This window comes from Acidovorax sp., from assembly GCF_046341535.1.
Taxonomy (GTDB): domain Bacteria; phylum Pseudomonadota; class Gammaproteobacteria; order Burkholderiales; family Burkholderiaceae_C; genus Acidovorax.
In genome coordinates, this window is record NZ_JBKDRI010000114.1 from 25,621 (window position 1) to 49,160 (window position 23,540).

The 23,540-nt window shown below is 61.5% G+C and carries 22 protein-coding genes, 2 tRNA genes and 1 pseudogene; 14 read left to right on the top strand and 11 right to left on the bottom strand.

The window, feature by feature from the left end:
* Window positions 1-58: 58 nt before the first annotated feature.
* Window positions 59-598: a peptide deformylase gene (gene def / locus ACK543_RS08100; protein WP_409942336.1), complete on the bottom strand. Its 540-nt coding sequence runs from the start codon at window positions 596-598 to the stop codon at window positions 59-61.
* Between the two features lie 367 nt (window positions 599-965).
* On the opposite strand from def, the gene ACK543_RS08105 reads away from it, so the two are divergent.
* The 5 genes from ACK543_RS08105 (at window position 966) to ACK543_RS08125 (ending at window position 3,723) form a co-directional block, all read left to right on the top strand.
* A tRNA-Asn gene (locus ACK543_RS08105) sits at window positions 966-1,041 on the top strand.
* Window positions 1,042-1,102: 61 nt separating this feature from the next.
* A tRNA-Asn gene (locus ACK543_RS08110) sits at window positions 1,103-1,178 on the top strand.
* A gap of 124 nt (window positions 1,179-1,302) precedes the next feature.
* On the top strand, window positions 1,303-2,058 hold the full coding sequence (gene aat, locus ACK543_RS08115; protein ID WP_409942337.1) for a leucyl/phenylalanyl-tRNA--protein transferase: 756 nt from the start codon (window positions 1,303-1,305) through the stop codon (window positions 2,056-2,058).
* Window positions 2,055-2,822 (top strand): arginyltransferase, encoded by a 768-nt coding sequence (locus ACK543_RS08120; protein WP_409942338.1) that lies wholly within the window; start codon window positions 2,055-2,057, stop codon window positions 2,820-2,822. The genes aat and ACK543_RS08120 overlap by 4 nt, the downstream gene beginning before the upstream one ends.
* A 55-nt stretch (window positions 2,823-2,877) precedes the next feature.
* Window positions 2,878-3,723, top strand: coding sequence for an IclR family transcriptional regulator (locus ACK543_RS08125; protein WP_409942339.1), 846 nt, complete (start codon window positions 2,878-2,880; stop codon window positions 3,721-3,723).
* A gap of 217 nt (window positions 3,724-3,940) precedes the next feature.
* Here the strand turns inward: ACK543_RS08125 and ACK543_RS08130 are convergent, their stop codons facing one another.
* The 6 genes from ACK543_RS08130 to ACK543_RS08155 all read right to left on the bottom strand — a co-directional run bounded on the left by ACK543_RS08130 (window position 3,941) and on the right by ACK543_RS08155 (window position 11,470).
* Window positions 3,941-5,014 carry a serine hydrolase gene (locus tag ACK543_RS08130; RefSeq protein ID WP_409942357.1) on the bottom strand — a complete coding sequence of 358 codons (1,074 nt, stop codon included), beginning with the start codon at window positions 5,012-5,014 and terminating at the stop codon, window positions 3,941-3,943.
* Between the two features lie 114 nt (window positions 5,015-5,128).
* The gene (locus tag ACK543_RS08135) at window positions 5,129-6,667 is read right to left on the bottom strand and encodes a 2-isopropylmalate synthase (RefSeq protein ID WP_409942340.1); all 1,539 of its coding nucleotides are present in this window, start codon (window positions 6,665-6,667) and stop codon (window positions 5,129-5,131) included.
* 210 nt (window positions 6,668-6,877) lie between these two features.
* Complete coding sequence (gene pssA, locus ACK543_RS08140; protein WP_409942358.1) at window positions 6,878-7,711, bottom strand: CDP-diacylglycerol--serine O-phosphatidyltransferase; 834 nt, start codon at window positions 7,709-7,711, stop codon at window positions 6,878-6,880.
* Window positions 7,712-7,921: 210 nt separating this feature from the next.
* On the bottom strand, window positions 7,922-8,938 hold the full coding sequence (gene ilvC / locus ACK543_RS08145) for a ketol-acid reductoisomerase (RefSeq protein ID WP_409942341.1): 1,017 nt from the start codon (window positions 8,936-8,938) through the stop codon (window positions 7,922-7,924).
* Window positions 8,939-8,993: 55 nt separating this feature from the next.
* Window positions 8,994-9,485, bottom strand: coding sequence for an acetolactate synthase small subunit (ilvN, locus tag ACK543_RS08150; RefSeq protein WP_409942342.1), 492 nt, complete (start codon window positions 9,483-9,485; stop codon window positions 8,994-8,996).
* 191 nt (window positions 9,486-9,676) lie between these two features.
* Window positions 9,677-11,470 (bottom strand): acetolactate synthase 3 catalytic subunit, encoded by a 1,794-nt coding sequence (locus ACK543_RS08155; RefSeq protein WP_409942343.1) that lies wholly within the window; start codon window positions 11,468-11,470, stop codon window positions 9,677-9,679.
* A 292-nt stretch (window positions 11,471-11,762) separates the two neighbouring features.
* Here ACK543_RS08155 and ACK543_RS08160 point away from each other — a divergent pair, with 292 nt between their 5' ends.
* The 5 genes from ACK543_RS08160 to ACK543_RS08180 all read left to right on the top strand — a co-directional run bounded on the left by ACK543_RS08160 (window position 11,763) and on the right by ACK543_RS08180 (window position 14,737).
* Window positions 11,763-12,332 (top strand): RNA polymerase sigma factor, encoded by a 570-nt coding sequence (locus ACK543_RS08160; protein WP_409942344.1) that lies wholly within the window; start codon window positions 11,763-11,765, stop codon window positions 12,330-12,332.
* Window positions 12,329-12,778: a DUF3619 family protein gene (locus ACK543_RS08165; RefSeq protein ID WP_409942345.1), complete on the top strand. Its 450-nt coding sequence runs from the start codon at window positions 12,329-12,331 to the stop codon at window positions 12,776-12,778. Before ACK543_RS08160 ends, ACK543_RS08165 begins: the two co-directional genes overlap by 4 nt.
* 55 nt (window positions 12,779-12,833) lie before the next feature.
* On the top strand, window positions 12,834-13,697 hold the full coding sequence (locus ACK543_RS08170) for a DUF3106 domain-containing protein (RefSeq protein WP_409942346.1): 864 nt from the start codon (window positions 12,834-12,836) through the stop codon (window positions 13,695-13,697).
* A gap of 20 nt (window positions 13,698-13,717) precedes the next feature.
* Window positions 13,718-14,263: an RDD family protein gene (locus tag ACK543_RS08175; RefSeq protein ID WP_409942347.1), complete on the top strand. Its 546-nt coding sequence runs from the start codon at window positions 13,718-13,720 to the stop codon at window positions 14,261-14,263.
* A gap of 63 nt (window positions 14,264-14,326) precedes the next feature.
* Window positions 14,327-14,737, top strand: a complete 411-nt coding sequence (locus ACK543_RS08180) for a diacylglycerol kinase (RefSeq protein WP_409942348.1) — start codon at window positions 14,327-14,329, stop codon at window positions 14,735-14,737.
* Between the two features lie 116 nt (window positions 14,738-14,853).
* Here ACK543_RS08180 and ACK543_RS08185 read toward each other — a convergent pair whose 3' ends face one another.
* Window positions 14,854-15,783, bottom strand: coding sequence for an alpha/beta hydrolase family esterase (locus ACK543_RS08185; protein WP_409942349.1), 930 nt, complete (start codon window positions 15,781-15,783; stop codon window positions 14,854-14,856).
* An 8-nt stretch (window positions 15,784-15,791) separates the two neighbouring features.
* Here ACK543_RS08185 and ACK543_RS08190 point away from each other — a divergent pair, with 8 nt between their 5' ends.
* Window positions 15,792-15,968, top strand: a complete 177-nt coding sequence (locus tag ACK543_RS08190) for a hypothetical protein (RefSeq protein ID WP_409942350.1) — start codon at window positions 15,792-15,794, stop codon at window positions 15,966-15,968.
* A 647-nt stretch (window positions 15,969-16,615) separates the two neighbouring features.
* Here ACK543_RS08190 and ACK543_RS08195 read toward each other — a convergent pair.
* Both ACK543_RS08195 and ACK543_RS08200 read right to left on the bottom strand, forming a co-directional pair.
* Window positions 16,616-16,954 carry a P-II family nitrogen regulator gene (locus tag ACK543_RS08195; protein WP_409942351.1) on the bottom strand — a complete coding sequence of 113 codons (339 nt, stop codon included), beginning with the start codon at window positions 16,952-16,954 and terminating at the stop codon, window positions 16,616-16,618.
* Between the two features lie 51 nt (window positions 16,955-17,005).
* A complete protein-coding gene (locus ACK543_RS08200) occupies window positions 17,006-18,664 on the bottom strand; it encodes an NAD+ synthase (protein ID WP_409942352.1) in 1,659 nt (552 codons plus the stop codon).
* 80 nt (window positions 18,665-18,744) lie between these two features.
* Here ACK543_RS08200 and ACK543_RS08205 point away from each other — a divergent pair, with 80 nt between their 5' ends.
* A complete protein-coding gene (locus tag ACK543_RS08205; protein ID WP_409942353.1) occupies window positions 18,745-19,995 on the top strand; it encodes a GNAT family N-acetyltransferase in 1,251 nt (416 codons plus the stop codon).
* Window positions 19,996-20,242: 247 nt separating this feature from the next.
* Window positions 20,243-21,058, top strand: coding sequence for an esterase/lipase family protein (locus tag ACK543_RS08210; protein WP_409942354.1), 816 nt, complete (start codon window positions 20,243-20,245; stop codon window positions 21,056-21,058).
* A 118-nt stretch (window positions 21,059-21,176) separates the two neighbouring features.
* Here ACK543_RS08210 and ACK543_RS08215 read toward each other — a convergent pair whose 3' ends face one another.
* The gene (locus ACK543_RS08215; RefSeq protein ID WP_409942355.1) at window positions 21,177-23,018 is read right to left on the bottom strand and encodes a methyl-accepting chemotaxis protein; all 1,842 of its coding nucleotides are present in this window, start codon (window positions 23,016-23,018) and stop codon (window positions 21,177-21,179) included.
* Between the two features lie 422 nt (window positions 23,019-23,440).
* On the opposite strand from ACK543_RS08215, the pseudogene ACK543_RS08220 reads away from it, so the two are divergent.
* Window positions 23,441-23,540, top strand: a pseudogene (locus ACK543_RS08220) (IS1595 family transposase); the annotation flags it as partial.

The window sequence follows — 23,540 nt, forward strand, 5'->3', positions numbered from 1 at the left end:
AACAGGGCTCGCGATGTCGATGGCGTGGGGCGGCGCAGCCAACTCCCTGGTGATTCGCTCAGTCGTCTTCAGCCGCATCGATCGCAGGAAAGAGAACCTCAGTGAATCCGAACTGGGTGAAGTCCCGCACCCGCATCGGATACAGCTTGCCGATCAGGTGATCGCATTCGTGCTGCACCACCCTCGCATGAAAACCATCGACGGTCCGGTCGATGGGTGCGCCGTCCACATCCACACCCACATAGCGAATACGCGACCAGCGCGGCACCTTGGCGCGCAGTCCGGGCACGGACAGGCAGCCCTCCCAGTCTTCCTCTTGTTGATCTCCGATGGGCGTGATGACCGGGTTGAGCAGCACGGTAGGCGGCACCAAAGGCCTGTCGGGATACCGCGGGTTGCGAAACTCCGAGCCGAAAATCACCAACTGCAGATCGACGCCTATCTGAGGCGCGGCCAGCCCTGCACCGTTGACGGCACGCACGGTGTCGAACATGTCCTGCACCAACGCACGCAAGGCAGGGGTGCCAAATGCGTCAACGGGCTTGGCAACACGCAGCAGGCGGGGGTCGCCCATTTTGAGAATGGAATGAATGGTCATCTGAGCCTGTCACTGCGCGAAACATCGCAACGCATGGTTGCAGAGGATACCGCCGCTGGGCAGCCAACGCCGGCCCGGGCAGCCCTTTGCCTTGCTGCACTTTGCCCGAATCCGGTGTAACCGCGCGGGGCCTGCCCACCACCATGGTCGTGCTGATGCCTGCTTGCGCTGCCGCGCCGGAAGGAGCGCTACGCCGGTGATGTCGATGCGCAGCCTGATGCTGGCTACCGCTACGCAGCATTGGTGGCGCAAGGTAGCCCGCGGATCCATGGCCCGCTTGCTCGAATGGCGCTGACCCAGACCCGATCCCCCAGGGGCGCAGGCCATCGATTTCGGGTGGATTTTGTGTATATAATTGAAGTCTTGTTCCTCGATAGCTCAGTCGGTAGAGCGCCGGACTGTTAATCCGTAGGTCCCTGGTTCGAGCCCAGGTCGAGGAGCCAAAAAATCGCAGGCCCCGCATGTGTAAGCGGGGCCTTTTAGTTAGTCACAGATACACATTGTTCCTCGATAGCTCAGTCGGTAGAGCGCCGGACTGTTAATCCGTAGGTCCCTGGTTCGAGCCCAGGTCGAGGAGCCACGATACAAGCCCTGCACTGTTTTCAGTGCGGGGCTTTTTTGATGCCTTGGCGCACCCGTGCTTGCCGGTCTGCACGACAATCCCTCAAGCTTGCCATCAACCCAGACGCAGAACCCACCGCGCCATGTCTGCATCCCTACCCTGGCTGGAACCGGACGATCCCTTTCCCGCACCGGAATGCGCCTGGGACGAAGCCACCACCGCGCCAGGACTGCTGGCTGCCGGTGGATCGCTGCGGGTGCAGAACCTGTGCGCGGCTTATGCGCAGGGCACTTTTCCCTGGTACAGCACGGGTCAACCCGTCCTCTGGTGGGCGCCAGACCCAAGGATGGTGCTGCCCGTCGCCGAGTTCCGGCTGCACCGCTCGCTCAAGAAAACGCTGCAAGTCTTTCGGCGAAACCCCGAATGCGAGATTCGGATCGACCATGCGTTTGGCAGTGTGATCGCCGCATGCGCGAACCAGCCGCGTGGTGGGCAAAACGGCACCTGGATCGTGCCGGAAATGGTGGCAGCGTACACGGCCCTGCATGCTGCCGGGCACGCGCACAGCGTGGAAACCTGGGTGCGCGGCGAACTGGTGGGCGGGCTGTACTGCGTGGCGCTGGGGCGGGCCGTTTTCGGTGAATCGATGTTTGCGCACGCCACCGATGCCTCCAAGATTGCGCTGGCAGCGCTTGTCTGCATCTGCAGGCGCCAGGGGGTCACGCTGGTGGACTGCCAGCAAAACACCCGACATCTCGCCTCGCTCGGTGCACGTGAAATCAGCCGCTCGGAGTTTCTGACCCACGTTGCACGGGCTTCACAGGTTGCGCCGGTGCAGTGGAGGTTTGAGCCCGTATACTGGAGCGAGATGCTTCCCGCCACCGCGACTACGGCATGACGCAACTGAACGACCTCCCGCTGCAGACCCTGCAGTTCTACGCCACGGCGCCCTACCCCTGCAGCTACCTGCCGGACCGGATGGCGCGATCGCAGGTCGCCACGCCCAGCCATCTGATCCAGAGCGATGTGTACTCAGACCTCGTGGCCAAGGGATTCCGGCGCAGCGGCATGTTTACCTACCGACCCTACTGCGACGGATGCGACGCGTGCACTCCGTTGCGGGTGCTGGTGGGCGAATTCGCGCCCGACCGCAGCCAGAAACGCTCCGTGTCACGCCATGGCAACCTTCAGGCTCGCGTGCTACGCCTGTGTTTCATGCCGGAGCACTACCAGCTTTACCTGCGCTACCAGAACGGACGCCATGCCGGAGGCGGCATGGACCACGACAGCATCGATCAATACACCCAATTCCTGCTACAAAGCCGGGTCAACTCCCGACTGGTCGAGTTTCGGGAGCCGGAGTCGGCCAGTGGCGAACCCGGCGCTCTCAAGATGGTGTCCATCCTGGACGTTTTGGACGACGGGCTTTCGGCGGTATACACCTTCTACGAGCCGGAGCCAAAGCACAGCTATGGCACTTACAACGTGATGTGGCAAATTGCCCAGGCGCAGTTGCTGGGACTTCCTTACGTGTACCTCGGCTACTGGATCGAAGCCAGTCCAAAAATGAACTACAAGGCGCGGTTCGTCCCGCACGAATTGCGGGTCAACGGACTCTGGCAGCGCAGAGCCATCCGCCCGCAAGGGACTACTCCGACGTGACTGCGGTACCGCATTTCACAAGGTAAAATGACTAGGCTATGTTTCTTGGCCGCCCATGAAAAAATCCGATCCCGGCATACCCGCCAAGCCAAGCGTGCAGGTGCTGGAACGCATGTTCACACTGATCGACGTGCTGGCTTCCCGCGAGGACACCATCTCGCTCAAGGAAATCAGCGAAAAGACGGGGCTGCACCCGTCCACCACCCACCGCATTCTCAATGACCTGACCATAGGCCGCTTTGTTGACCGGCCCGAGTCAGGAAGCTATCGCTTGGGCATGCGTCTCCTTGAACTGGGTAATCTGGTCAAGGCTCGCCTGAGCGTGCGTGATGCAGCGCTTACCCCCATGCGAAACCTGCACAAGTTGATCCAGCAACCGGTAAATCTGAGCATGCGTCAGGGCGACGAAATCGTTTACATCGAGCGTGCCTACAGCGAGCGCTCAGGGATGCAGGTGGTGCGCGCCATCGGTGGTCGCGCTCCGCTGCACCTCACCTCTACTGGCAAACTGTTTTTGGCGCTGGACGACCCTCAGCGCATCCGTGCCTATGCAACGCGCACGGGGCTGGCAGGCCACACTCGCAACAGCATCACCCAGTTGGCGCTGCTGGAGCGTGAACTCGCCCGCGCTCGCCAGTACGGCATTGCCCGCGACAACGAAGAGCTGGAATTGGGCGTACGGTGCATGGCTGCAGGCGTGTATGACGATCAGGGCAAGCTGGTCGCAGGCCTGTCGATCTCCGCGCCCGCAGACCGGTTGGATGAAAGCTGGCTACCCAAGTTGCAGGCCACTGCCAACGAAATATCGGCTGCGCTCGGCCATAACATATCCTCAGGTATGCCGCGCGATGCGCTGCTGGGTGCCAACGAGGTCGGCCTGCGCGGCCCAACCATGGGTTGAACGCCTCGATGGAGCCGTCCCCCGACTCCAAAAAGAACTATTCACGCCGGTCATCCTGTGCGGCACCAGTTGCACCATGGGCGGGTGCCTGTTCGTGAGAACGCAAGGCAAACAGCACTGCAATGCCCGCCAAAGTAACCCAAACGACCGCCCGATGGTCGGGGCAACCGTTGACGTCACATGACTGAAACGCCGAACCAGCGACTCAGCGCTGAAGTCAGCCGTTACCACCCACCCGCACGGCCTGCAGCGGGGGCGCCAGGGGCGAAGGCATGCTTTCTACCCAGCGACGCACGCGTTCGGCATCGCCAAGACGGCTGAACTTGCCAGCCGAATCGAGAAACACCATGATCAGCTTGCGCCCCGCCACCTTGGTCTGCATGACCAGGCAACGGCCTGCTTCCGAGATATAGCCGGTTTTTTGCAGGCCAATGTCCCAGGTGGGATTCTTCACCAAACCATTCGTATTGTTGTACTGAAGCGTGCGCCGACCAACAGCCACTTCGTAGCCCGGCGACGTGGACAGTTCGCGCAGCAACGGATCGCCATGCGCCACATTGACCAAAGTAGCAAGGTCCCGCGCGCTGGACTGGTTACGGCTGGACAGTCCAGTCGGTTCAACATATTTGGTGTCCGTCATACCCAGCAACATTGCCTTCGCATTCATCTGCGCCACGAAGACGTCCGGCCCGCCAGGGAACGTACGTCCCAGGGCGTGGGCAGCCCGGTTTTCGCTTGACATGAGCGCCAGATGCAACATTTCCCCGCGCGTCAGCGTGGAGCCGACTAAAAGGCGGGAGCTGCTACCCTTTTCAGTGTCCACGTCTTCCTGGGTGATGGTGATCGGCTCATCCATAGGCAAGTTGGCCTGCGAGATGATCATCCCCGTCATCAGCTTGGTCAGCGACGCAATAGGCAGCACCGCCTGATCGTTCTTGCTCAGAAGAACCTCATGAGTATCCTGATCAATCACATACGCAACGCTGGACTTGAGATCGAGCGGATCGCTGACCTCATGCAGACCCGCAATCTGGGCAAAAGACGCTCGCGCGGGTGTGAAAGCAACACGGGCAGAGGCTTTGGACGACTTGGCCGACACACGAACGGACTTTGGCGGCGCCGCCGCTCTAGCGGGGGCTGCCTTGTTGACCGCAGCGCGCGGCTGTTTTTTGACCGAAGCCTCCTTGGAGGACGCGGCAACAACCACAGGAGACATCAGGCCCGCGACAAGCACGGCAAAGCCCAGGAGACGAACGACGGAAGTCACTGCGAAGCTGCGGCCGTTGTGCATCAATGCGCTCCCAATGCGAAAGAAGGTGATCAGTGTACCGAATCGGAAAAAGTCACGCAAGATCAACGCCTTGCGCGATTTTTCAAGAAAGCGGCTCAAATACAGGCGAAGCCATCAGCCCTGCGCAGCCACGCGATCAGATTTACTTTGCAGCTTGTTCAGAGCGCTCAGGTAAGCCTTGGCAGAGGCGACCACGATATCCGGATCCGCCCCAACGCCATTGACCACGCGGCCGCTGTTCTGCAGTCGCACCGTGACCTCGCCCTGGCTCTCGGTCGAACCGCTGATCGCGTTCACTGAATACAGCACCATCTCGGCGCCGCTGTTGACGTGCGACTCTATCGCCTTCAGGGATGCGTCCACTGGCCCATTCCCGTGCGATTCACCACGCACTTCCTCACCATCCACCGTGAACACGATGCGGGCGAGCGGTTGTTCGCCTGTCTCGCTTTGCTGGTACAAGGAGACAAATCCGTACTGCTCCTTTTCGCTGGTCACGCTCTCATCACTCACCAACGCAAGAATATCCTCGTCAAAGATTTCGCTCTTGCGGTCTGCCAGTTCCTTGAACCGGGCGAAGGCTGTATTGATCTCGGTTTCGCTTTCAAGGCTCACGCCAAGTTCCTGGAGCCGCTGCTTGAATGCATTGCGCCCACTCAACTTGCCAAGCACGATCTTGTTGGCACTCCAGCCTACATCTTCTGCGCGCATGATCTCGTAGGTGTCGCGCGCCTTGAGCACACCATCCTGGTGGATGCCACTGGCGTGGGCAAATGCATTCGCGCCCACCACAGCCTTGTTGGGCTGCACCACGAATCCGGTCGTTTGACTCACCATGCGGCTCGCAGCCACGATGTGCCGGGTGTCGATACCCAGATCAAGGTTGAAATAATCGTGGCGCGTCTTCACGGCCATGACGATTTCTTCGAGCGAGCAGTTGCCGGCACGCTCGCCCAGGCCGTTGATCGTGCATTCCACCTGCCGTGCGCCGCCAATCTTGACACCCGCCAGCGAATTCGCCACCGCCATACCCAGATCGTTGTGGCAGTGAACCGACCAGATGGCCTTGTCGCTGTTGGGAATGCGCTCGCGCAGCGTCTTGATGAAGTTGCCGTAGAGCTCGGGAATGGCATAGCCCACGGTGTCGGGTACGTTGATGGTCGTAGCCCCCTCAGCGATGACGGCCTCAAGTACCCGGCACAGAAAATCAGGATCGCTTCGATAGCCGTCTTCAGGGCTGAACTCGATGTCGGACACCAGATTGCGGGCAAAGCGCACAGACTGCTTGGCTTGCTCAAGCACCTGATCGGGGGTCATGCGCAACTTCTTCTCCATATGGAGGGCGCTGGTGGCGATGAATGTGTGAATACGGGCGCTATTGGCCCCCTTGAGCGCTTCTGCTGCACGGGAAATGTCTCGGTCGTTGGCGCGTGAGAGCGAGCAGATCGTGGAGTCCTTGATGGAATTGGCAATCGCCTGCACTGCTTCGAAGTCTCCGTTGGAGCTTGCGGCGAAACCGGCCTCAATCACGTCCACCTTCAGGCGCTCAAGCTGGCGGGCAATACGCAGTTTTTCGTCTTTGGTCATGGACGCGCCAGGCGACTGCTCGCCGTCACGCAATGTGGTGTCAAAAATGATGAGCTTGTCAGCCATATCGTCTCTCCTGGAATGGGTGGGAAATCAACCCGCAACGCTGAAAAACCGGCGCCCAAAGCAAAAGGCCCGCTGCGGGTGCATACGGGCCTTTGTGGAAAAAGTGAGCGCGTGCGCCTACTGTCTCCGCCCGTTGGGAGGTAGCAGTAGGACAAGTGCAAAAAACTTCATGCACTGGAATGTAGCACACATCGATGGATTCATTGCGCATCACTTGTGAAGGCCGCGCTCGTCAGGCTCCTCGGTGGAGATACTGATCACACTGCTGTGCTGACCCCTGGCCCTACGCCAAGCATACACAACATAGCCGCTGAGCCCATAGGCCACGAAGACACCAAACAGCACAATGGGCGGATGGATGTTGACGACTGCGATCCCCAGGGCAATGAGTACGATCGCGGCGAAGGGAACGCTCTTTCGCATCTGCACATCCTTGAAGCTGTAGAAGGGAACATTCGTGACCATGGTGAGCCCTGAATACAGCGTGAACGCAAACATGAGCCACGTGGTCTGCGACCATGTCAGCCAACCATCTTCGCCCCGGTTGATGCCCAGTTCAGTCATCAGCCAGATGAAGCCCGCCACCATTGCCGCAGCCGCCGGAGAAGGCAGGCCCTGGAAGTAGCGTTTGTCCACGATGCCGGTGTTTACATTGAAACGCGCAAGTCGAAGCGCAGCGCAGGCGCAATAAACAAATGCCGCGATCCACCCCCAACGACCCAAGCCCTTGAGCGCCCACTCATACGCAATCAACGCGGGCGCAGCACCGAACGACACCATGTCTGACAGCGAATCCATCTGCTCACCAAACGCACTTTGCGTATTTGTCATCCGTGCCACACGGCCATCCAGACTGTCTAAAACCATTGCACAAAAGACACCAACAGCAGCAAGATCGAATCTGCTGTTCATCGCCATCACAATGGAATAAAACCCCCCAAACAGAGCCGCAAGCGTGAAAAGATTGGGAAGAATGTAGATACCCTTGCGCCGCTTGCGCTCAAACAGAACTGCGGAGTCTGGGGAATCATTGCCATCGTGCATGAAGAACACCTCCAGCCCTTTGCCCACAATGCGCAAAAAGCCAACCATTTTTTGTCATGAGATTGCAGCCACCGACCACGAATGTGGCGGCGCACTTGCGAGACGTGGGTCTCAGTGTAGCGCGTCGAAACTGGCGGTATCACCGCCCGATGCCCACAAAAAAGGCCACCGAAGTGGCCTTTTCGAAGTCGGGCCCACGCGGGCCGGACATCAATTGCGGGTCTGATCGACCAACTTGTTCTTGGCGATCCAGGGCATCATGGCGCGCAGCTGGCTGCCCACCTTTTCGATGGAGTGATCGGCTGTGTTGCGGCGACGGGCTGTCATCGATGGGTAGTTCAGACGACCCTCCTGGATGAACATCTTGGCGTAGTCGCCGTTTTGGATGCGCTTGAGTGCATGGCGCATGGCAGCACGCGACTGCTCGTTGATCACTTCGGGGCCAGTCACATACTCGCCGAACTCGGCGTTGTTCGAGATCGAGTAGTTCATGTTGGCAATGCCGCCTTCATAGATCAGGTCGACGATGAGCTTGAGTTCGTGCAGGCACTCGAAGTATGCCATTTCAGGGGCATAACCGGCCTCGACCAGGGTTTCATAACCCATCTTGATCAACTCAACCGCGCCACCGCACAGCACGGCTTGCTCGCCGAACAGATCCGTCTCGGTTTCCTCCTTGAAGTTGGTCTCGATGATGCCGGCCTTGCCGCCGCCGTTGGCAGCGGCGTAGGAGAGGGCCAGGTCGCGGGCCTTGCCAGATTTATCTTGATGCACGGCAACCAGGTGGGGCACCCCGCCACCCTGTGTGTAGGTGTTGCGCACGGTGTGGCCGGGGGCCTTCGGCGCAACCATCCAGACGTCCAGGTCAGCACGGGGCACGACCTGGTTGTAGTGCACGTTAAAGCCGTGAGCAAAGGCCAGCGATGCGCCCTGCTTGATGTTGGGTTCGACGTTGTTCTTGTACACCGCCGCAATGTCTTCATCGGGCAGCAGGATCATGACCACATCGGCTGCCTTCACCGCATCGTTCACTTCCATCACCGTCAGGCCTGCCTTGCCGACCTTGTCCCACGAGGCACCGCCCTTGCGCAGGCCGACCACGACCTTCACGCCGCTGTCATTCAGATTTTGTGCGTGGGCGTGGCCTTGGCTGCCATAGCCAATGATGGCCACGGTCTTGCCTTTGATCAGGCTGAGGTCGGTGTCTTTATCGTAGAAAACTTTCATGGGTTGCTCCGGTTGAAATACGTTGTTTGGGTGGGAGAGGGATCTCAGAATTGTCTTACACGCGAAGGATGCGCTCGCCACGGCCGATGCCGCTGGCACCCGTGCGAACGGTTTCAAGAATGGCCGTGCGGTCGATGGCCTGAAGGAACGCGTCGTTCTTGAACTGGTCGCCCGTCAGTTCGATCGTGTAACTCTTTTCGGTCACGTCGATGATGCGACCGCGGAAGATATCCGCCATGCGCTTCATCTCCTCGCGCTCCTTGCCCACGGCGCGCACCTTCACCATCATGAGTTCGCGTTCGGTGTAGGCCCCTTCGGTCAGGTCGACCACCTTCACGACTTCAATGAGCCGGTTGAGGTGTTTGGTGATCTGCTCGATCACGTCATCGGAACCCGTGGTTTGGATGGTCATGCGCGAAAGCGATGGATCCTCGGTGGGCGCTACGGTGAGCGACTCGATGTTGTACCCACGGGCCGAAAACAGGCCCACGACGCGAGAAAGAGCACCAGGCTCGTTCTCCAGCAGGACGGCAATGATATGTTTCATAGTTGCAGATTCCTCTTTTTGCGACGACAGAACGATCAAAGCGTGACCGCAAAAACTGCCGTTTTTCGCTGCCCTCCCCCGCGCACGGTAATGCGCAGGCTCGGCAGGCAATAGATTCGTCGAAAGTTGAGAATGCTATCGTTTTGATAGCTTTTAGAGGCCTATTTACAAGCGCTCGACGCGGATTTTGCTCAAAGGTCTTCCGATCCCAAAAGCATTTCCGTAATGCCCTTGCCGGCCTGCACCATCGGGAACACGTTCTCGGTGGGGTCAGTGCGGAAGTCCATGAACACCGTTCTGTCCTTGAGCTTGCGGGCTTCACGCAGGGCGGGTTCCACATCCTTGGGGTGCTCGATCAGCATGCCCACATGACCATAGGCCTCGGCGAGCTTCACGAAATCGGGCAACGCGTCCATGTAGCTGTGGCTGTAGCGACCGGAATACTCGATCTCCTGCCACTGACGGACCATGCCCAGGTACCGATTGTTCAACGAGCAGATCTTGATCGGCGTGTTGTACTGCAGGCAGGTGGACAACTCCTGGATATTCATCTGCACCGAGCCTTCGCCGGTGATGCAGAACACTTCGGACTGTGGCTTGGCCAGCTTGATGCCCATCGCATAAGGAATGCCCACCCCCATGGTACCCAGGCCACCCGAGTTGATCCAGCGGCGGGGCTCGTCAAAGCGGTAATACTGGGCTGCCCACATCTGGTGCTGCCCCACGTCCGACGTCACATAGGTGTCGGCGTCCTTGGTCATGTTCCAGAGCGTCTCAACCACATACTGCGGCTTGATGACCTCCTGGTTGCCACGGTCGTAACGCAGGCAGTCGCGCTTGCGCCAGCCCTCAATGGTGTCCCACCAGGCGGCCAGTGCGCTCCCATCGGCCCGGGTGCTGCTTTCACGGATCATCGCAATCAGCTCGGTGAGAACGTCCTTGACGTCACCGACGATGGGTATGTCCACCTTCACGCGCTTGGAGATGCTCGATGGATCGATGTCGATGTGAATGATCTTGCGATCGTTCTGGGCAAAATGCTTGGGGTTACCAATCACACGGTCATCAAAGCGCGCGCCAACGGCGAGGAGGACGTCGCAGTTTTGCATGGCGTTGTTGGCCTCGATCGTGCCGTGCATGCCCAGCATGCCCAGGAACTTTCGATCCGATGCAGGGTACGCGCCCAGCCCCATCAGGGTGTTGGTCACCGGATAGCCGAGCATGTCGACCAGGGTGCGCAGCTCCTCAGTGGCATTGCCCAGGAGAACGCCACCGCCGGTGTAAATGTAGGGGCGCTTGGCTGTCAGCAAAAGCTGCAGCGCCTTGCGGATCTGGCCGCCATGCCCCTTGCGCACGGGGTTGTACGAGCGCATTTCCACCGTCTGGGGATAGCCCGTGTAGGGAACCTTCTTGAAAGATACGTCCTTGGGCACATCCACCACCACGGGGCCCGGGCGACCAGTGCGGGCAATGTGGAAAGCCTTTTTCATCGTCATCGCGAGATCGCGAGGGTCCTTCACGAGGAAGTTGTGTTTGACGATGGGGCGGGTGATACCGACGGTGTCGCACTCCTGGAAGGCATCCAGCCCGATCGCAGGCGTAGGCACCTGCCCGGAGATGATGACCATGGGAATGCTGTCCATGTACGCCGTGGCGATACCAGTCACTGCGTTGGTGAGGCCCGGACCAGACGTGACCAGCGCAACGCCTACCTCACCCGTGGCACGGGCGTAGCCGTCGGCCGCGTGCACTGCAGCCTGTTCGTGTCGCACCAGCACATGCTGAATGGTGTCCTGCTTGTACAGGGCGTCGTAGATGTAGAGCACCGCACCGCCGGGGTAGCCCCAGATGTACTGGACATTCTCCGTTTGGAGAGCCTTGATCAGAATCTCAGCACCCATGAGGTCCTGAGAGGCCGGAGCGGGAGTTGGATTGGTCTGCGAAGCAGCAGCCGCCGAACTGAGTTCAGCCTTGGAGATTTCCATGATGATGAACCTTTGTGAATTTCTCTGACGAAAAACCTTGGGTGCTCCTCGCACGCGCTCTTGTGAAGCCAGCTCGGAACTTGAGGCCAAGGACATGGGCGGGATGATTGCCGCGCCGGACCAGGACCCGTTTGCCTTTTGAATTGCAGCATGGATTATCGCACTGCAACACGTTCGAAGCGTCGCCCCTGAAAAAAAACACCGCTCAGTGCGATAATTCTCGCTTCAATCGTGCCGAGTCCGCCACAGCTTTCGCGGGCTGGATCGCACCGCCCTTCGGGTCCGACCTGTCTTGGCTACTGAACAAGAACTTTCAGATTTCCTCAAAAGTGTAGAAAAGCGCGCCTTCAAGCGCTCGCTCTACCATGTACGCAATGAGGAGGCGGCACTGGACATCGTTCAGGACAGCATGCTCAAGTTGGCTGAACATTACGGGGACAAGCCTGCGGCAGAACTCCCTATGATCTATCAGCGAATTCTGTCCAACTGCACACTGGACTGGTTTCGCCGCCAGAAAACACGTAATGCACTGTTTTCGAGCATGAGCGACTTCGAAGGGCCTGGCGAAGATGGCATGGATTTTGATCTAATGGAAGCGTACTCAGGGCCGGATGATGGAGAACGGGCTGAGAGTGCAGAGGACATGACTCGAAGGGCTCAGATTTTTCGCAGCATTGAAGCTGAAATCGCGGAACTACCGCCACGTCAACGGGAAGCCTTCCTTATGCGTTATTGGGAAGAAATGGATGTAGCAGAAACGGCAGCCGCTATGGGCTGCTCCGAGGGGAGCGTCAAAACCCACTGTTTTCGCGCCATACAAACCCTGGGAAAGGCTCTAAAAGCCAAAGGAATCGAACCATGAACACTGTTCAAACGCCTTCCATGGAGGCACAGGCCTCAGCAGAGCGTTTTGCTCGCAGGGTGTCTTCACGCCTTTCCGCGGGGACCAGTGAACTTCCGTACGACATCTCCGAGCGTTTGCGGGCTGCGCGGATGCAGGCTATTGCCAAACGCAAGATATCCGTTCCGTTGCTGCGTACGGCACCCTCTATCGTCAGTTCGGGTGGAGTGGCTGCGCTGGGTCGCGGCGGTGAAGGTGGCGGCTGGTTCAACGCCTTGCTGTCATCGATTCCACTTTTGGCTCTGGTGGCTGGCCTTGTGGCGATCAACATTGCCCAGGATGAGCAAAACACGGCTGACGTGGCTGAGGTCGACGCGGCCCTGCTGGCGGACGATCTGCCTCCTTCTGCCTACGCCGACCCCGGTTTCGTGCAGTTCCTGAAGACGTCTGCCTCGCAGGGGCGGTAAGCCTCCCCACCGCCGCGGACGCATGCCCGTTAATCCATCTGACGCATCGCCCTCCATGCCAGCCTTCGTGCTGGCATCCGTGCTTCTGACCGCCATGACGGCGGGTGGCTGGATAGCCTTGGAACGGATTCGCATGGCTCCCGGGACGGCGCTGGTGGCAGGTGCTGCGGCGGCGGTTGCCAGCCCCAATTACGCACGCAGCGCTGGCTTGACGCGTCCAACCATGGCGCCCGAAGCCGAGGCCGGTCCAAGTTGGGAGTCGCTGAGCACTGCCCAGCAACTGGCGCTCTACCCGCTTTCTGAACGCTGGGTGCTGATCAGCAAGGCCCAAAAACGGCGCTGGCTCGCTCTTGCAGTCAACTTCGCAACCTTGCCAGACGCGGAACAAGCAAAAGTTCACGAGCGCATGACTGAATGGGCAAACCTGAGTGCCCAGCAGCGCAACCAGGCGCGCCTTAACTATGCAGTAACAAGCCGGTTGGCTCTGGATGACAAACGCGCGCAATGGGAGGCCTACCAAGCCTTGTCAGAGCAAGAACGTGCGGCGCTGGCCGCGACCGCGCAGCCCAAGCCCAAGGGCGCTGCGACGGCGCTCAGCCCTGTGCCGAAGCGAAAGTTGGCCCAGGTACCTGCAGCAGTCCAGGCCAATCCGAATCGTCCCAACGCGCCGAAGATTCCCCCTGTCATTGACTCGGCGCCGCGCGTTGCTGCACCCGTTTCGCCCGCCACCCCGCAAATGCCCGGCTCGCCCGCGCCCTCTGTCACGTCCAACGTCGTCGAAACCGCCCCGATTCCCACGCCTGTTGCCGTCCCCGCATCACTCCCCGCCTTGCCAGAGGGTGGCGAACAGGCGCCAACCGCAGTAGGTTCCCCTGCACCGGTGATGCCTGATACCTCCGGGCTGCCCCCCAGTAACTAGATCGCCTGCACCCACTCTGAATGTCTGCCACCTCCCAATCGAGTACTGGAACTTCGACGCATGAGTCGCCCCAGAGCCTCGCGCATGCACCGGCGCCGGGTCTCTGGCGCCGCATGGCCTGCTGGCTCTATGAAGGGATGCTGATGTTCGGCGTGGTTTTCATCGCCGGTTACCTTTTCGGCACGCTCAGCCAGACGCGCAATGCCATGGACAACCGGCACGCGCTCCAGGCATTTCTCTTCGTGATCTTTGCAATCTACTTTGCGTGGTTCTGGGCAAAGGGCCAAACCCTCGCACAAAAAACCTGGCACATCCGCGTCGTGGACACGAATGGCATGCCCATCAGCCAGGCCCGGGCACTGTTGCGCTACACCCTGAGCTGGGTGTGGTTTCTGCCTCCTTTGGCGGCCTATTCGCTAGGAGTCCGCGCCGTCGAAGTACTGGTGCTGACACTGGGCTGGGTGGCGATTTGGGCCATCCTCAGTCGGCTTCACCCCCGTCAACAGTTCTGGCACGATGCCTGGGCGGGTACGCGGCTAGTGCATTGGGAACCTCTTCGCAAGTGAAGCACGGGCGCGTGTTTGCTGCCCCGCATGGCGAGTGCCAGACCACCCCACAAAAACGTACGCATGACCAGTGCACCCCCCCCAGATCCGGCGACACACAACGTGCAGAAAACCCGCACAGGGCTTTCACGCATCTGGCACGCGGGAGCTTACTCAGTGCAGGGCCTGCGCGCGGGATGGGATGAGACGGCCTTCCGGCAGGAAGTCCTGGCGTCACTTGTGCTGCTGCCCTTGGCTTTCTGGCTGGGGAGCAATTGGGTCGAGATCGCGCTGCTGGCTGGGTCGGTCTGGCTGGTCATGGTGGTGGAACTGCTGAATACGGGTATCGAGGCAGCCATCGACCGGATTGGGCCGGAATGGCACCCGCTTTCCAAGCGGGCCAAGGACATGGGCAGCGCGGCAGTCCTCATGGCGCTGCTGTTGTGCGCCGCCATCTGGGGCACGGCTGTTTTTCAAAAAGCATTCCAGAGCTAACTTCGCATTTTCGGTCTCTGTCTGCGGCAGCGCCAAGCTTGGAATCACCTCAAGTCAACGTAGCCAACGGCACCGAATCGGGCGCGGGCGTCGGCCGGATCGCTGGGGCCATGGACCTAACGCAAGGGCGACGAGACGCTCGCGCCGGTGCCCGGCAGGCGCGCCTTGAAGAAGGCCCAGGCCATCTCTGCAAACTCGATATCGCGGTTCTGGGTGCCGGTGGCTGGATTGGGGCTCACCAACACTGTCTGGCTAGAAACCGTGTGGCCGGCGCCATCCAGCCGCCACCACTGCAGCGGGATCGTTCCGGGGTAGTCGAAACGGTTGGCTGGACCAGCGTCTGTCCTGTTGTCGTCGAGTACCGTCTGCGAAGGGCTCATGCTGGTCAGGCCATTGATCTGCAGCCAGCGGTCGCGCGTGGCCTCTGCCGAGATGACCCGACCACGGTTACACAAACCACCCAAATCGGCAACACAGCCGCCATTCCAGGGCATTTGCGTATCGCCGGTGCCGTGCACGATCAGGATCGGCAGCGGGCGGCTGGGCCCCGTGGTGCAGGGGCCGGCTTTGGGGTTCTGCGGCAGGCTGCCTGAGCTGGTGGCCACCGCGGCGACCAGATCGGCGCGGTTGAACGCGAACGCATGCGTCATCTGCGCGCCGTTAGAGCCGCCCGCCATGAACATGCGCGAGGTGGGCAGCCCGTACTCGGTGCGCATGCGTTCGACCAGCGCAGCGAGGAAGCCGACGTCATCGGCACCGCTCGATACGGTGTTGTCTGCGCGGCAATCATTCCAGCTGCGGTTGCCTGCTGCACCGGTATCCGCGAGTCCGCCGGGGTAGACCGCGACAAAGCCCTCACGGTCAGCGACGCTGCGAAACACGGAAAGGGGATGCTGTCCGGTATTGGCCACATCCATGCCCTCGCCGCCCCCGCCATGCAAGACCAGCACCACGGCTTTGGGCTCGCCGCTGAGCGTGGCCGGTACGTGTACGCGGTACTGCCGGGTCACGCCGTTGACGACCATGGTCTGGTCCGTCAGCCCCACCGGGTACGGTGTCGGTGTCGGTGTCGGTGTCGGTGTCGGTGTCGGTGTCGGTGTCGGTGTCGGTGTCGGTGTCGGTGTCGGTGTCGGTGTCGGTGTCGGTGTCGGTGTCGGTGTCGGTGTCGGTGTCGGTTGTGTCGGGGTGTCACTACCTCCACCGCCACCCCCGCACGCGGTCAGAATCGTGACCAGACCCGCTAAGAGACAACGCAGCACTATTGCAGATGTTTTTCGCATGACAAGCTCCGTGGGAATGGGCCGCACCTTCCTGTGCAGACGGGAGGGCATGCACAGGCCCTCATGCGGACCGAAGTGTGGTCACGCCGTGTGTAGGGCGCACTTCGCCGAAGTAAGGTTTTGTGAAGTTGTATGGGTGCGGCAGCGTTTTGATGGCTGCATGACTATGGCCGACTATGGCTTGGCGGCAGCCCGCGCCCGGGCCACCCCGCGAATCACCCGTGGGTGGCATGCGGGTTTCAAGAAAAGGTGGCTGCGGTGCCAGGGTTTGGGTGGCCCGTAACGGCGGATGGTTTGCAGGCGGGGCCGGATGCGCGGTGCGATACGCCCTGTAGGCCCCCCGCACAAAAACCCGGCGCCCGCGGTTGCCGCGCCTGGCAGTCAAATGCCTGCCCGCCACGCACGCGTTGGGTTCAAAGCGCCATCATCTCCAAGCAGACCAAGACTGTGGCATCGCCGGACGCTTGGTGAGCGCACATCGGGCGCGGTACGCTCTTTTGGCAGCCGCAACGCGACCCGTTCGCGCACACCCTGACCGCGCCCCGCTGGCCCCTTGCGGGCCGAAAGCTCGGGGCTGCCACGCAGCCCGCGCCACCCGTCAGACGGCTGCGTCGTCCACCTCACCCGTGCGGATGCGCACCACGCGCTCGACAGAGGTCACGAAGATCTTGCCATCGCCGATTTTGCCGGTGCGCGCCACGTTCACGATGGCATCCACGCAGCGGTCCACATCCTCGGTTTTGACGACGACTTCGACCTTGACCTTGGGCAGAAAATCCACCACGTATTCGGCACCGCGGTACAGCTCGGTGTGGCCCTTTTGGCGGCCAAAGCCTTTGACTTCGGTGACGGTCAGGCCGGTCACGCCGCAATCGGCCAGCGCCTCGCGAACCTCTTCGAGCTTGAACGGCTTGATGACAGCGGTGATCATTTTCATGGTGGGTCTCCTCTAGGACGTAAAAAAAGGGCTGACGAACGGCCGGGCGGGTCAGGCCCTGAATTTGCTGGTGATCGGGTAACGCCAGTCCTTGCCAAAACTGCGCGCCGTGACTCGCAGGCCGACCGGGGCCTGGCGTCGCTTGTACTCGTTGAGCTTGATCAGGCGCGTCACCCGTTCGACGTCCGCCCGCGCAAAGCCACTGGCGATGATGGACTCCATGGGCTCATCATTTTCCATGTACCGCGCAATGATCGCATCCAGCACGTCATACGGCGGCAGGCTGTCCTGATCTTTCTGGTCGGGTCGCAACTCTGCGCTGGGCGGGCGGGTGATGATGCGCTCGGGGATCGGGTTCGCGCCGGTACCGTAGGGGTCGTTGGCGTTTCGCCACCGGGCCAGATCGAACACCCGCGTCTTGGCCACGTCCTTGATCACGGCAAACCCGCCTGCCATGTCGCCATAAAGCGTGCAATACCCGGTGGCCATTTCGCTTTTGTTGCCGGTCGTGAGCACGATCGAGCCGAACTTGTTGGAAAGCGCCATGAGCAGGGTCCCACGGATGCGGGCCTGCAGGTTTTCTTCCGTGGTGTCCTCGGGCAGGCCCGCAAACTCACCCGCCAGGGCGGCCTTGAAAGCCTCGAACTGTGCACGGATGGAAATCTCGTCGTAGCGCACGCCCAGCCGGGCAGCCATGTCGCGTGCATCGATCCAGCTGATGTCGGCCGTGTAGGGCGATGGCATCATCACCGCGCGGACCTTGCCCGCGCCCAGCGCATCCACCGCGACGGCAAGCACCACAGCAGAATCAATGCCGCCCGACAGACCCAGCAGCGCCCCGGGAAAGTTGTTCTTGCCGATGTAATCGCGCACGCTCAACACCAGCGCATCCCACAGGTCTGCCTCGGGGGAGGGCACGGGAGCCACATCAGCTACTATTTTAATAGCGCCAGGCTCTCTGGATACGTGCGCGTAAGCCAGTTTTTCTGTAAAGCCGGGTGCCCGGGCGGCCACTGCGCCATCTGCACCGAGCGCAAATGAGCGCCCCTCGAACACCACCTCGTCCTGCCCGCCCACCAGATGCGCGTACACCAGCGGCAGACCCGTCTCGTGCACCCGCTCGCGCATCTTGTGCTCGCGCACCTGGCTTTTGCCGACGTGAAAGGGCGACGCATTGATGACGACCAGCAGTTCGGCTCCAGCCGCCGCCGTCTCGCGCGCGGGGCCCGGAAACCAGGCATCCTCGCAGATGAGCAGGCCTATGCGCACACCATCCACATCGAATACGCACGGGCGTGTGCCCGGCACAAAGTAGCGGCGCTCGTCAAACACCAGGTAATTGGGCAGCTCGCGCTTGACATAGGTCTGCTCGATGCGACCGTCGCGCACCACGCTCGCGGCGTTGAAGCAGGCACTGAAGGCGGGCGCATCCGGCCCGATCGCCTGCGGGTGTCCAAGCACGATGACCAGGCCTTTCAACCCTGCCGTCTCCCGTGCCACGGTTTTCACGGCATCATCGCAAGCGGCCATGAAGGCGGGGCGCAAAAACAGGTCCTCCGCCGCATAGCCGCAGATGGCCAGTTCGGGCGTCAGCAGCAGCCGAGCTCCCTGCGCGTAGGCGTCGCGGGCTGCGGAAACGATCTTCTGTGCATTCCCGGGCATGTCACCCACAACAAAGTTGAGCTGCGCAGTGCAAATGGAGAGCGTCATGGAACTGAAATGGACGACCGCGTCCCGGTTGGAGCCCGCCAGCGCAGGCCGCAGCCACAAGGATCAGGGCGCAGACACGCATGGCTGAAGAAGACCGCATTATCGCCCGCGTGCTGACATCCCCGCTGGATGTGGATGCGGCCGCCTGGAATGCGCTGCTGGCGCAGCAGCGCCACCCGACGCCTTTCATGCGCCACGAATATCTGGCCGCACTGCATGACAGCGGCAGCGCCACGCCGCGTACGGGGTGGGTGCCCCGTTTCATGACCCTCTGGCAGGGCCCGGAGTTGGTCGCCGCCTGCCCGCTGTATCTCAAGCATCACTCGTATGGCGAATATGTGTTTGACTGGGCCTGGGCGAGCGCCTACCAGCAGCACGGCGTGCCCTACTACCCCAAGGCAGTGATTGCAGTGCCCTTCACGCCCGTGCCCGGCGCACGGCTGCTGGCGCGCGATTCGGCAGCGCGCGCCCTGCTGATTCAGGCAGTGACCCAATGGTGTGAGGACGAAGGCATCTCGTCCCTCCACATCCTGTTTGCCAGCCACGACGATGTGCAGTCCTGCACGGAGCAGGGCCTGATGCTGCGTCACACGGTGCAGTTTCACTGGAAGAATGAGGTTCCCACGCAAGCCTGCGCACCGGAGGCCATGGGGCACCTGCAAAACCCATCGACGGCCCGGTCGTTTGCCAGCTTTGACGACTTTCTGGCCAGCCTGTCACAGGACAAGCGCAAGAAAATCCGCCAGGAACGGCGGCGGGTGGCCGAGGCGGGGGTGCGCTTTCGCTGGGCGCGCGGCACCGACATCCGCGCGGCCGACTGGGATTTTTTCTATCGGTGCTACGAGCGCACCTACCTGGAGCATGGCAACCCGCCCTACCTCACCCGCGCCTTTTTCGCGGCGATGGCCGCGCACATGCCAGAGGCATGGCTGCTGTTCGTGGCAGAGCGAGGCGGTCAGCCGACTGCTACCAGTTTGATAGCTTTGAGCACCCATCCGTCGTGCGTAACTGGCGAAAATCATTCAGAACTAATCGCCTACGGTCGCTACTGGGGTGCGCTCGAGCGGGTGGATTGTCTGCACTTTGAGGCGTGCTACTACCAGCCGCTGGCGTGGTGCATTGAACATGGCGCGGTGCGCTTTGAAGGCGGCGCTCAGGGCGAGCACAAAATGGCGCGCGCCCTGCTTCCGGTGCAAACCACCAGCGCCCACTGGCTGGCGCACCCCTCATTCGCCGAGGCGGTAGAGCGGTTTCTGGAACGCGAGGGCGCGGGGGTGAACGCTTATCTGGAATCGCTTGAACAACGCAATCCGTTCCGACAGCCGACCTGACGGAACTCCATTGCACAGATCGGCGGGACGCTGGCCCTGGCGACGGTTCACGGCGCTGCGGCGGATGCAGAGCGTGCGCCGCAGCGCCAGGACGTCCAGGCACCAGGAGCGGGCACCCCGCTTGCCGCATCGAAAGCATGGCTGCGATTGGAGAGGCTGCTCCAGATCGGTGCATTGCATTGCCCCTGAAAGCTGCTACTGTGACCCCTGTGCCCAGCCAGTACCTGACCACACTGGGTGCTTTTTCATGCCAATGCCTCAAGCCCGCCCCTCCCGCCACGATCCCCTGCCGCCGCCCGGGCTGTCGCTGCTGGCGCTGGAGCTGCGCGCGCCGTGGGAGTTCGGGGCCGTGCTACCCGCCTGGCCCGTGCTGCAGCGAGCGCCCATGGGGGATGCCCATCCGGTCATCGTGTTCCCGGGCCTGACGGCGGGCGACGCCACCACCTTGCCCCTGCGCCGCTACCTGGACTCACGCAATTACCGGACCTCAGGCTGGGGCCAGGGCCTGAACCTCGGCCCGCGCGAGGGCGTGCTCGAAGCCGCCAAGCGGCAACTGCAGGAAACCGCCCAGTCCAGCGGCGCGCAAGTCAGCCTGGTGGGCTGGAGCCTTGGCGGAATCTATGCACGCGAACTCGCCAAGGAAATGCCAGACCTCGTGCGCTGCGTGGTCACACTGGGCACACCGTTTGCCGGGCCGCACACCTCGACCAACGCATGGCGCATCTACCAGTTTGCAAGCGGCCGCAGTATTGAGCGCGAGACCGAGCGCTACAACCTGCCCGAAGCGCCGCCGGTGCCCACCACCAGCATCTTCTCGCGCAGCGATGGTGTGGTGGCCTGGCGTGGCAGCATCCAGGCGCCTGCCAATCACAATCCCCACACCGAGAACATCGAGGTGATCGCCAGCCACTTTGGCATGGGGCTGAACCCGAGCGCCTGGTGGGCCGTGGCAGACCGGCTGCACCAACGCCATGGCCCTGACAAGCCGTGGCAGCCCTTCAAGAGGCCGACGCTACCGGGCCTGAAGCTGATCTTCCCGGACCCGCACCGCGCACACCCCTGAAGCGACGTGAATTTCCCGCTCGCGGAATGCGCGCGCCGGATGCTCCACACCCAAAGCACGCCCGCCAGCGCCTGAGGGTGGCCCGTCAGGCACCTTCAGGGTCACACGCCACCGTCGCTCAGAAGCTCTCCCACTCGTTTTCATCACCCGAACCCGATTTGGACGCTGCCGCTGGGGCTGGCGCCGCTGCCTTCGGTTGCGCGCCCCCCGCCTTGGGTGCAGCGCCTGCGGCAGGCGATGCGCTGCCGCGGGGCGAAGGAGCTTTGGCCGCCAGGCGCGCCTGAGGCGCTGAGACGGGGGACCGAGCGAGTGGTTTCGGGGCCGGAGCCGCCGGCGCAGCCCGGTAGCTACTGGCGCTGGAGACAGGTGCCTGGGTGGCGCCGGCGCTCAACTTGAACACGGCAACCGCGTTCACCAGTTCGCCAGCTTGCGCATTGAGCGCGTTGGCCGCAGCCGCCATTTCTTCCACCAACGCTGCGTTTTGCTGTGTGGCCTGGTCCATCTGCGTGACCGCCTCGCCTACCTGAGCCACGCCTGAACTTTGCTCACTGCTGGCGGCGCTGATCTCGCCCATGATGTCGGTCACGCGCTGGATGGAGGCGACGACTTCGGTCATGGTGGCCCCAGCCTTGTCCACCAACTGACTGCCCTGCTCCACCCGCTCCACACTGGCCATGATGAGGGTCTTGATCTCCTTGGCGGCCTCGGCGCTGCGCCCGGCCAGGCTGCGCACCTCGCTGGCCACCACGGCGAAACCACGGCCCTGCTCGCCGGCACGGGCAGCCTCCACGGCGGCGTTCAGCGCCAGGATGTTGGTCTGAAACGCAATGCCGTCGATCACGCTGATGATGTCGGCGATCTTGTTGCTGCTGGCGTTGATGCCTTTCATGGTCTCGACCACCTCGGCCACTACCTGACCGCCCTGGGTGGCCACGGTTGATGCCTTCATGGCCAGTTGGTTGGCGGCGCGCGCGTTGTCGGCGTTTTGGCGCACCGTGGAGCCCAGTTCTTCCATAGATGCGGCGGTCTCTTCCAGCGCGCTGGCCTGCTGTTCGGTGCGGGCCGACAGGTCGTTGTTGCCCGACGCAATCTCCGAGCTGGACGAGGCCACGCCTTCGGCGTTTTGGCGCACGGCACTTACCGTGCTGGACAGGCTGTTGCGCATATCGGCCAGCGCATTGAGCAGCTGGCCCATTTCATCCTTGCCACCGGGGGGTACGTCCGCAGCAAGGTCGCCTTGCGCGATCGCCTGAGCGGCCCGCAACGCGTGGCCGGCAGGGCGTGTCACGGCACGCGTGATGACCACGCTCAGCAGGGCTGCCAGGACGCCGCAGACCGCAAGAGTGACCAACAACGAAACGCGCGCCGTACTGAAATCGCTGCGGATTGCTTCGACAGTCGACGCGGATTGATCGAGATTGAGCTTTTGAAGCTCATTGAGCGATTGAGCCACCGCAGTAAACGCGGCTTCCGACTCACCGGAATAAACCTTGCGAAGAGCCTCGCCAATCAGCTCCAACGACTCGCTCGTGGGAAAGTCATCTACCCCTTTGGCAATGTCCACCAGCTTTACCTGAACGGCACTGTACGCCTCCTTGCGCGTCTTATACGCAGCGAAGATATCGCGCTCCTTGTCGGTGTCCAACAAAGGCTCAAAGCCAGTCTCCAACTGGGCAATCTCTTTGGACCGCAGGGCTATCTGATCGACAAAGCCCTTGACCTCGGACGCATTGCGCGCGGTCACCAAGCCCGCCTCAGCAAGGCGCATGCGGTTGTACAGAACGCTCAGTTCCCCAGATTTCGCCACGCTGGGCAACACCTTGCCGGAAATCTCCTCGGCGTCGCTGAAGATGCGGGTCATTTGCGTCAGCGCAGTGACGCCAAGTACTGCGGTCAGCAGCATGGTGGCCAAAAAGCCAGCGCCCAGCTTGGTGCCAACGCGCAAATCGGAAATTTTCATCATGGTTCTCCGGAAGGCAGCGGTTTTGACATCCCGACGGCGGCGTTGCGCAGATTGAGCCAGCCGACATCTTGATGCGCTCCAGTCTACCAGTCAGACCACGCCTTGAGATGCCCTAAAACCCCAAGTCAACCCAGCTGCTTCAGCCTAAAAACGGCAGTTGGATGCATTTGACAGCGCTGCTGTTGGGGTGCCAGGCAAGGCGCGACGACGCGGCAGGCTCGCGCCTGCAAGGAGGAGCAACACCGCATGGCGCTCCAAAAGCGGTGCTGGCAAGTGCATAGCGCTGTCACCCCCAAGGTGAGGCTGCAAAAACAACCCAAGGCCCGAGTCCACGCGGTGTGCGCCAAGATGACAAGCGGTCAACTGCTGTATTTGGGTAAGGGGTGTCTATTTAGCTCCAGCAGCGCCACAATAGCTGGATGGAAACCCAGATGCTAACGCCAACTCCCGGGCAGGACTACCCTCGCACCTGGAATGAATTTCTTGACTGGTTTGCCACCGAAGAAGCCTGCCAGGCGT

What these genes read in the sequence shown, in the direction of transcription:
- ilvN (WP_409942342.1), bottom strand. Translation starts at nt 9,485, where the DNA reads ATGAAACATATCATTGCCGTCCTGCTGGAGAACGAGCCTGGTGCTCTT.
- ACK543_RS08210 (WP_409942354.1), top strand. Translation starts at nt 20,243, where the DNA reads ATGCCAATGCCTCAAGCCCGCCCCTCCCGCCACGATCCCCTGCCGCCG.
- ACK543_RS08205 (WP_409942353.1), top strand. Translation starts at nt 18,745, where the DNA reads ATGGCTGAAGAAGACCGCATTATCGCCCGCGTGCTGACATCCCCGCTG.
- ACK543_RS08135 (WP_409942340.1), bottom strand. Translation starts at nt 6,667, where the DNA reads ATGGCTGACAAGCTCATCATTTTTGACACCACATTGCGTGACGGCGAG.
- ACK543_RS08175 (WP_409942347.1), top strand. Translation starts at nt 13,718, where the DNA reads ATGTCTGCCACCTCCCAATCGAGTACTGGAACTTCGACGCATGAGTCG.
- ACK543_RS08130 (WP_409942357.1), bottom strand. Translation starts at nt 5,014, where the DNA reads ATGCACAACGGCCGCAGCTTCGCAGTGACTTCCGTCGTTCGTCTCCTG.
- ACK543_RS08165 (WP_409942345.1), top strand. Translation starts at nt 12,329, where the DNA reads ATGAACACTGTTCAAACGCCTTCCATGGAGGCACAGGCCTCAGCAGAG.
- ACK543_RS08155 (WP_409942343.1), bottom strand. Translation starts at nt 11,470, where the DNA reads ATGGAAATCTCCAAGGCTGAACTCAGTTCGGCGGCTGCTGCTTCGCAG.
- ACK543_RS08195 (WP_409942351.1), bottom strand. Translation starts at nt 16,954, where the DNA reads ATGAAAATGATCACCGCTGTCATCAAGCCGTTCAAGCTCGAAGAGGTT.
- ACK543_RS08200 (WP_409942352.1), bottom strand. Translation starts at nt 18,664, where the DNA reads ATGACGCTCTCCATTTGCACTGCGCAGCTCAACTTTGTTGTGGGTGAC.
- pssA (WP_409942358.1), bottom strand. Translation starts at nt 7,711, where the DNA reads ATGCACGATGGCAATGATTCCCCAGACTCCGCAGTTCTGTTTGAGCGC.
- aat (WP_409942337.1), top strand. Translation starts at nt 1,303, where the DNA reads ATGTCTGCATCCCTACCCTGGCTGGAACCGGACGATCCCTTTCCCGCA.
- ACK543_RS08125 (WP_409942339.1), top strand. Translation starts at nt 2,878, where the DNA reads ATGAAAAAATCCGATCCCGGCATACCCGCCAAGCCAAGCGTGCAGGTG.
- ilvC (WP_409942341.1), bottom strand. Translation starts at nt 8,938, where the DNA reads ATGAAAGTTTTCTACGATAAAGACACCGACCTCAGCCTGATCAAAGGC.
- ACK543_RS08180 (WP_409942348.1), top strand. Translation starts at nt 14,327, where the DNA reads ATGACCAGTGCACCCCCCCCAGATCCGGCGACACACAACGTGCAGAAA.
- def (WP_409942336.1), bottom strand. Translation starts at nt 598, where the DNA reads ATGACCATTCATTCCATTCTCAAAATGGGCGACCCCCGCCTGCTGCGT.
- ACK543_RS08215 (WP_409942355.1), bottom strand. Translation starts at nt 23,018, where the DNA reads ATGAAAATTTCCGATTTGCGCGTTGGCACCAAGCTGGGCGCTGGCTTT.
- ACK543_RS08120 (WP_409942338.1), top strand. Translation starts at nt 2,055, where the DNA reads ATGACGCAACTGAACGACCTCCCGCTGCAGACCCTGCAGTTCTACGCC.
- ACK543_RS08170 (WP_409942346.1), top strand. Translation starts at nt 12,834, where the DNA reads ATGCCAGCCTTCGTGCTGGCATCCGTGCTTCTGACCGCCATGACGGCG.